The 7,128-nt window shown below is 61.4% G+C and carries 11 protein-coding genes; 2 read left to right on the top strand and 9 right to left on the bottom strand.

Features of this window, described 5'->3' with window-relative positions; all coding sequences use genetic code 11:
- Window positions 1-974: cytochrome P450 (locus tag ACEQXV_RS19320; protein WP_370270527.1), on the top strand; the 974-nt coding region annotated here is incomplete at its 5' end.
- On the opposite strand, the gene ACEQXV_RS19315 is transcribed toward ACEQXV_RS19320, so the two are convergent.
- From ACEQXV_RS19315 to ACEQXV_RS19275, 9 genes are all read right to left on the bottom strand, one after another.
- Window positions 958-1,617, bottom strand: a complete 660-nt coding sequence (locus ACEQXV_RS19315; protein WP_082379096.1) for a cation diffusion facilitator family transporter — start codon at window positions 1,615-1,617, stop codon at window positions 958-960. The genes ACEQXV_RS19320 and ACEQXV_RS19315 overlap by 17 nt on opposite strands.
- A 260-nt stretch (window positions 1,618-1,877) precedes the next feature.
- Window positions 1,878-2,204, bottom strand: coding sequence for a YnfA family protein (locus tag ACEQXV_RS19310; RefSeq protein ID WP_040546036.1), 327 nt, complete (start codon window positions 2,202-2,204; stop codon window positions 1,878-1,880).
- 56 nt (window positions 2,205-2,260) lie between these two features.
- Window positions 2,261-3,613: an NAD(P)/FAD-dependent oxidoreductase gene (locus ACEQXV_RS19305; RefSeq protein ID WP_017467591.1), complete on the bottom strand. Its 1,353-nt coding sequence runs from the start codon at window positions 3,611-3,613 to the stop codon at window positions 2,261-2,263.
- 22 nt (window positions 3,614-3,635) lie between these two features.
- On the bottom strand, window positions 3,636-5,066 hold the full coding sequence (gene merA, locus ACEQXV_RS19300) for a mercury(II) reductase (RefSeq protein WP_057796628.1): 1,431 nt from the start codon (window positions 5,064-5,066) through the stop codon (window positions 3,636-3,638).
- A gap of 1 nt (window position 5,067) precedes the next feature.
- The gene (locus ACEQXV_RS19295; protein ID WP_007803572.1) at window positions 5,068-5,205 is read right to left on the bottom strand and encodes a hypothetical protein; all 138 of its coding nucleotides are present in this window, start codon (window positions 5,203-5,205) and stop codon (window positions 5,068-5,070) included.
- The gene (gene merF, locus ACEQXV_RS19290) at window positions 5,202-5,588 is read right to left on the bottom strand and encodes a mercury resistance system transport protein MerF (protein ID WP_007803570.1); all 387 of its coding nucleotides are present in this window, start codon (window positions 5,586-5,588) and stop codon (window positions 5,202-5,204) included. Before merF ends, ACEQXV_RS19295 begins: the two co-directional genes overlap by 4 nt.
- Window positions 5,585-5,836 (bottom strand): hypothetical protein, encoded by a 252-nt coding sequence (locus tag ACEQXV_RS19285; RefSeq protein ID WP_072629817.1) that lies wholly within the window; start codon window positions 5,834-5,836, stop codon window positions 5,585-5,587. Before ACEQXV_RS19285 ends, merF begins: the two co-directional genes overlap by 4 nt.
- A 10-nt stretch (window positions 5,837-5,846) precedes the next feature.
- Window positions 5,847-6,149 carry a hypothetical protein gene (locus tag ACEQXV_RS19280; protein WP_040545980.1) on the bottom strand — a complete coding sequence of 101 codons (303 nt, stop codon included), beginning with the start codon at window positions 6,147-6,149 and terminating at the stop codon, window positions 5,847-5,849.
- A gap of 15 nt (window positions 6,150-6,164) precedes the next feature.
- Window positions 6,165-6,572, bottom strand: a complete 408-nt coding sequence (locus ACEQXV_RS19275; RefSeq protein ID WP_007803565.1) for a mercuric transporter MerT family protein — start codon at window positions 6,570-6,572, stop codon at window positions 6,165-6,167.
- A gap of 76 nt (window positions 6,573-6,648) precedes the next feature.
- On the opposite strand from ACEQXV_RS19275, the gene ACEQXV_RS19270 reads away from it, so the two are divergent.
- A complete protein-coding gene (locus ACEQXV_RS19270) occupies window positions 6,649-7,062 on the top strand; it encodes a helix-turn-helix domain-containing protein (protein WP_153218054.1) in 414 nt (137 codons plus the stop codon).
- Window positions 7,063-7,128 lie beyond the last annotated feature (66 nt).

Raw genomic sequence — 7,128 nt, 5'->3', positions numbered from 1 at the left:
GTCATCGGAAGCAGATGTTCATGTCACTCATGGCGTCGGAGCGGATCGAAGCTCTCGATAACACGACGCGGGACCTGTTGGACCGCTACGCACGGGACTGGGAAGCGGCGGACGAGGTCGTTCTCTACGACCAAGCGCGCGAAATCCTCACCAGAATCGCCTGCGACTGGTCGGGCGTGCCGCTTCCCGAAGCAGAGGTGGAGACGCGGACGGCGCAGATGACGGCGCTTTTCCAGGACGCCGGGGCCGTCGGCTGGAAGCATTGGGGCGCGCGTCTGGCGCGGCATCGCGCAGAGCGTTGGGCGGCCGGGATTATCGAACGGGTGCGCGACGGAAGCCTTCAGACAAGACAGGAAAGCGCAGCCCATGTCGTCGCGACCTGGCGCGACCTGAACGGGGAGCTGCTGACTTCCAAAGTGGCCGCCGTGGAGCTTCTGAACGTCGTACGCCCGATCGTCGCGGTCTCGGCGTTCATCGCCCAGGCTGCGCATGCCCTGCATCGGCATCCGGAGTGGCGGCAAAAGCTGAAGGACGACGAGGGACAGTTCGAACCTTTCGTGCAAGAGGTCCGGCGGTTCTATCCGTTCTTTCCCGCGGTCGCAGCACGGGTGAAGAGGGATTTCGAGTGGCGCGGATATCGCTTCCCCGAAGGGTACAGGGTTCTGCTCGACCTCTACGGCACGAATACCGACGCTCGTTCGTGGGACGCGCCGCAAGAGTTCCGGCCCGAGCGGTTTCAGGATCGGGAAGACAACCCCTACGACTTCATTCCGCAGGGCGGTGGTGATCACCACAAGAACCACCGTTGTCCTGGCGAGTGGATCGCGATCAGCCAGATGAAGGCGTTTTGCAGTTTCTTGGTGAACGCCATCAACTTCGAAGTGCCGGATCAGGTTCTGGATCTGGAAACCGGCGAACTGCCACCCATGCCTAAATCCCGGTTCATCATGCGCAACGTCAGGCGTCGGCAGTAGCGTCGGCCTCCTCCGGCTCGACCGACCGCGCATCCTTGGTGGCCTCAAACGCTTCCCACGCAACGTAGGGCACGATCAGAAGCGCCGCGACCGGGTCGGCCCACCACCAGCCCATCCATTGCGTCAGACCGATCCCGGCCAACACCACGATTGTCTGATACTGGCAGATCATGGTGTCCTTGGCATCGTACTTCAGGGCGGGCGCATCGAGCCGTTTGCCATAGCGATACTTGCCCCAGGCGAGGAACGGGTTGACCACGAGCGAAGCACCCAGAATCGCGATACCCCACCAGTTGAAGCCCGGCGCCTTCTGCGAAATGAAGGCGGAGACCGCCTCGTAGAGGATCGCCGCGACGACGATCCAGAAGGCACAGGCAACCACGTAGAGCGCGACCTTCTTGCGGTGCAGGACCGTGCGCTTGCCGGCACCGTCCTTCTCCCCCTTCAAGCGCCAGATCAGCGTCGCGGCTGAGGTGGCTTCGACCGTGCTGTCGAGACCCCAGCTTACCAGTGCCGCGCTGCCGGTCAGAAGTCCCACGGTGACGGATACGACGACCTCGATGATGTTGTAGACGAGGCTGGCGATCTCGACGCGGATGCCGCGCGTCAGATTGGCCTGCCGGTTATCTTTCTGACTACTCATAAGGGGTCGTTTGCGGGAGAGTGTGGAATCCTACGCTAAGCTGACTGCGGCCGTTCGCGCGGGGTGCGGCGAATGACCGGTTTGAGCCCACTTTGACCGATGCTGCGTAAAGGATGTATCGCTGCTTTCGAGGGCGGTAGAAAACCTGCTTGATCGCAGCCGCGATGCGGAGGGAAAGCAGCGCCGAGTTGTCGGAACGCGTGAACCAAAAGGCGATCTAATCGAACGATTCAGCGCTTCACCCCGTCTGCGGCTGCCTCTCAAATACTGCGCGGTGCCCAGAGAATAATACCCGCACCGACAAGGCAAATGACCGCTCCAACTACATCCCATTGATCCGGGCGATGCCCTTCTACGCCCCATAGCCACAGCAGGGACGATACGATGTAAACGCCACCGTAGACTGCATAGGCGCGGCCCGCCTGATCGGCGGGGCTGAGCGCCAGTAGCCAGGCGAAAGCGGCAAGGGACAGCATGCCCGGTGCCAACCAAAACACGCTCTTGTCCAGCCGGAACCAGGCCCAGAAAGCAAAGCATCCGGCAATTTCGGCCAGCGCAGCGGCGAAGTAGATAAGAACCGTCTTCATCGGGCCAGACATACGTTCCGAGGAGGATCGGGTCTATTGCGAAAAATCTTTCAAATTCAGAGAAGCGAGCCCAAATCCGATCCAACACTTGGATAGGCCGCCGTCATCGACTTAAGTTGCTTGGCCGCCAGGCCCAGCTTGATTGCCAGCCCGAAGAAATTGATCAGTTCGCCGTATTCCGGGCCGAACAGGTGCGCGCCGAGGATCTTGCCGTTCGACTTGTCCACGAGGACCTTCGCGGCAGCAGAGGTCTCGCCGATCCGGTAGTTCGAATACCAATCGCCAGTGTCGGTGAACCGAACATCGACATCATACCCGGCGTCCCTTGCCTCACTTTCCAACATGCCGACACGCGCCACTTCCGGGACTGTGAAGACGGCTGTAGGAATACCGGCATAATCCGGTGCGGTCTGAGTGTCTTTGAGCATGTTGGAGGCCGCGACCTTCCCTTCGATCACTGCGACTGGCGTCAGCGGCATGCCATCGGTGTCGGCGGAATCTCCGGCGGCAAAGACCGCGCTGTTTGTCGTGCTTTGCAGATGCGGGGCTACAACGATGCCCTTGTCGCTGTAATCAACACCAGCCGCCTCAAGATTCAGATCGGCCAGGGCTGCCACACGGCCCGCGCCATGCACGACCAGATCGGTTTCGATTGTTCGGGTTTCATCGCCCGACTTCACCTCGACAGTGAATGCTCTACTGGCTTCCGAGACCGACACGATTTCGGTTTCGCGCATCAGGTCCACGCCGATACCGCCGCTGCGGTCGATCAGCATTTCGACCAGATCGGGATCGAAGCCGCGTAAGGGCCGGGCGCCACGATCCACGATGATCGGGTTGGCTCCGGCCCGTGCGGCGATATGCGCAAACTCGAAGGACACGAAGCCGCCACCGATAAAAAGAACCCGATTGGGAAGGGCCTCCAGGTTGAGGAAATCCGTGCTGTCGATCACGAGATCGGCCCCTGTGAAGCTCAGCGGCCTGGGCATGGCACCGGCGGCCACGAGGAACCGTTCCGACTGATATGCCGTTCCATCGACCTCCAGCGTGTTGCTTCCCGTGAACCGCGCGGCTCCATGCAGGGTTTCGACGCCGTTGCCCGACAGGCCCTTTTCCATCTTGTCCGGCACGGGATCGGTGAAGCCACGCTTGTGTGCCATCAGATCGGCCCAGTTGATCGACAGATCACCGGGATCGATCCCCTTGCCCTGCATGAGCCGTGCCGCGTCCATGATTTCCGCACCGCGCCGCAGGATTTTCTTTGGATCGCAGCCGCGCAATGCGCAGGTGCCGCCGTAGGGCAGCGCATCGACAATGGCGACACGCCATCCTGCCGCGCCACATTTGTTGGCCGCGGCCACGCCCGCCATGCCCGCCCCGATGACGATCAGGTCGTAGTCTTCATTCATTCTCCGGTCCTTGTCCTGATCTTCATCCGGCGCAGCAGCTCAACTTTGCCACGTCCATATCGAAGGTTTGCGCCGCCAGCTTCAGCCCTTCCACGGTCGTCAGATAGGGGAAGATCGTCTCCCCGAGCGCCTTTGTGGTCATGCCAAACTTCAGCGCCATAACGAGGGTCTGGATCGTATCGGACCCCTCGGGCGCGATGATCTGGCCGCCAAGCAGCCGGTCGGACTTTCTGTCCGCCACCAGCTTGATCAATCCGCGCGTGTCGCGTGCGGCCAGTGCGCGCGGCACCTGATCGAGCGGTACGATGGACGTCTTGACGTCGAGGCCCGCGTCCCGCGCCTGGGCTTCACCGAGACCGACGCCCGCGACCTGCGGGTCGGAAAACACCACCCAGGGCATCGCGGCGTTGTCGTAGCGATGGTCTTCGCCGAGAACCGCATTTTTGGCCGCGAGCTTTGCACCATAGGCCGCCATATAGACGAACTGGTCGCGGTCGGTCACATCGCCTGCGGCATAGATGCCGCGCACCGATGTCTGCATGTCCTCGCCGACGACGATGGACCCACGCGCGTCGGTTTCCACGCCGATTGCGTCCAGGCCCATATCTTTGGTATTGGCCCGCCTGCCAGCGGTCGAAACGAGGTGATCCGCCGTCACTTCGACAGGCTTTCCGTTCTGGATCACGCGCAGTGTCACGCCCGCGTCGTCGCGGCGCACAGTGTCGTAGCTTAACCCGGTCAGAAGAGTGATGCCTTCGGCCTCGAACGCCGCCGCCAATGCCTCCGAGACCTCTGGTTCCGCGCCGGGCAACAGATGCGAACGGGCGACAAGCGTGACCTTCACGCCCATGCGGCTCATCATCTGGGCCAGCTCCGCGCCGATGTAGCCCGCGCCGATGAAGATCAGGCTTTTCGGCAGTACTTCGAGTTCCAGAAGACTGGTGCTGTTGAGCGCGCCGATTTCCTCGATGCCGTCGATGGTCGGCAGAACGGGACGCCCGCCCGTGGCGATGATGGTCCTCGGTGCTTTCAGGGTTCGCTCACCGACTGTCACGCCACCTTCGATCAGCCGCGCGGGACCGGCGTCGATGTAATCGACATCCTCATATTCCGGCAGAAGGTCCGCGTATTTCTTCTGGCGCAGGGTCGTGACCAGATCGTCCTTGGACTGAACGAGCGTCTGCCAATCATCCACTTGTGCCCGTCCCGACAGGCCGGGGAACCGCTTGGCAGCCCCCGCACAGTGCACGGCCTCTGCCGCACGGATCATCGCCTTGGAGGGCACGCATCCCACGTTGACGCAAGTTCCGCCGATGGTGCCATGTCCTACGAGGGCGACACGCTTTCCGGCATCCGCGCCGGTAATTGCGGCGGAGAACCCCGCCGATCCGGCCCCAAGAACGATCAGGTCATAGCCGCCCTGTTCATCGTCGTTTTTGTTCAGGTCTTTCATCTCAGCGCGCCTCGCCATGTTCGGGGTCTTTTGGTCTGGCGGCGAGCAGATATATGACCGCGCCGATGGCGATCAGCGGTGTCAACATGCCGAGGAGGCCGAAGACCATGCCGGTGGCGGTGCAACATCCCATCATCATAAGAGCGATCCTTTCTTTTGCGCACGGTTCAGGAGAACCGCGTAGAGTGCTGTGGCGGCGAAAACGCCGATTGTGATCCGTATTGCGAACCTGAATTCGAGAAGAATGATCAGGATCGACAGGGCCACCGCGAGGCCGGTGGCCCAAAGTTTCGGGGCCGGTCCCGGTTTGCCAGCGCGCAGCCAAAGGGCCTGTGCCACCACGGCGAGGCTGAAAAACAGCAGCGGGAACAGGGCGTAATCGAGCCAGCCCGTGAGGGCCGACAATCCGACGCCAGCGACGATGACGACCAGAAGCGGTGTAAAGCAGCAGAGCGCGGCGAAGAGCGCACCGCCAAGCCCCCATTTCAGCAGACGGTCGGAATTTTCAGGTGTGTCAGTCAAGGAGCCGTCTTTCTTTGTGATGGGTCGGGGCCGGAGGCGCGTTTCATTTGCGAACGACGCAGTGCGCGGACGATCAGGTAGGTCAGACCCGCCAAAACCAGCACGGCAATGCCACTCATTCCAGAGAGCCAAGCCCCAACGCCGCCGAACAACGCTGCAAGCACGGCAGTTCCGCCGCCGCAGCAGACGACCACGACCGGAGCTGCTATTCCGAAGGCCAGCAGGCCACCCATCAGATTGTCACGCATTGCAGGCGGCTCAGGAGGCTGTGTCGGGCAGCACCTGCGCCGGATAGCCATTGGCCGTCACCGCGCCGATGATGCTTTCGATGGAAGTTTCGGCGTCATCGTAGGTCACGCTGTAAACACCCTGCCCGTATTCGGGGCCGTCCTCGAATGCGGCGATCTCGACCGACGGAACACCGCGCATCGAGCTGGCAACAATGAACGAACAGGACGGGCATGTCAGTTCGCTGACGGCGATCTCGACCTGGCGCTCTTCAGCGAGGGCCGGGGTCGAGAGTGCGACGATGGCCAGGGCGGATAACAGGAGATGCTTCATGGTCATGGTCCTCGTTCAGAATTTCAGGATGAAGGGGGTGATGTAGGGAAAGATCATGGCGACAGCGACAATCGCGGAAGCGGCCCAGAGGGTTGCGCGCATGATGCGGCGGTCGATGGGGCGGGCGCAGGTGCCATCGGCACAGGCCTCGGCATCTACAGGCTTGTAAGCCTTGTAGAAGCCGTATCCCAAAAACGCGGCGCTCAGCGCGAAGGTGTACCATTTGTAGGCATAGAGCGCCCCGAGCTGCGCGATGAACACGCCTGTCACGCCAAAGCTGACCAGCACCAATGGAAGGATGCAGCAAGAAGTCATCGCCAGCGCACCGAGGACGCCGAGGCCGGTCACGCCCCATCCCTTGGTGGTTTCGTCGCCAATTTTCTGCGACTGAGATTGCGGAAGTTCCGCCAAATGTTGTTCCATCGAATCTTCCTTGAACAGATGTTTCCACCGTTCTAGGGTCTGTAGTTGATACAGGCTCAAGGGATTTTTCGGCACAATGAGTAACACAAGCGTGAGATCAATTCGGCGGGGCGATTTGGCCCGCGCAACGGGCTGCAACCTGGAAACCATTCGCTATTACGAGAAAATCGGGATCATGCCGGACCCGCCGCGCAGTACGAAGGGCTACCGAAGCTACGACGATGCCCACGTCAAGCGGCTGAAATTCGTCATGCGGTCCCGCGATCTAGGCTTTTCTCTCGAAGAGGTTCGCGGGCTGCTTGGGCTGGTCGATGACCGATCCCGGACATGCGCCGAGGTGCAGATCATCGCCGAAGATCATCTGACTGACGTTCAGGCCAAGATTGCCGATCTGCAGCGCATCGAGCGCGTCCTGTCGGACACTGTTGCGCGATGCACCGGCGATGCTGCCCCAGAATGCGCGGTGATCGATGCGTTACTCGATGCTTAGTCCACCCTAAAGAAGAGGGGGCAACGGACCTTCGTGAACGGCGCAGCGAAAGCCCGAAAAGTCCGC

The organism is Nioella sp. (assembly GCF_964229645.1).
Classification (GTDB): Bacteria; Pseudomonadota; Alphaproteobacteria; order Rhodobacterales; family Rhodobacteraceae; genus Nioella.
The sequence above is the reverse complement of the archived record's forward strand: the minus strand, read 5'-3'. Positions and strand labels throughout refer to the sequence as shown.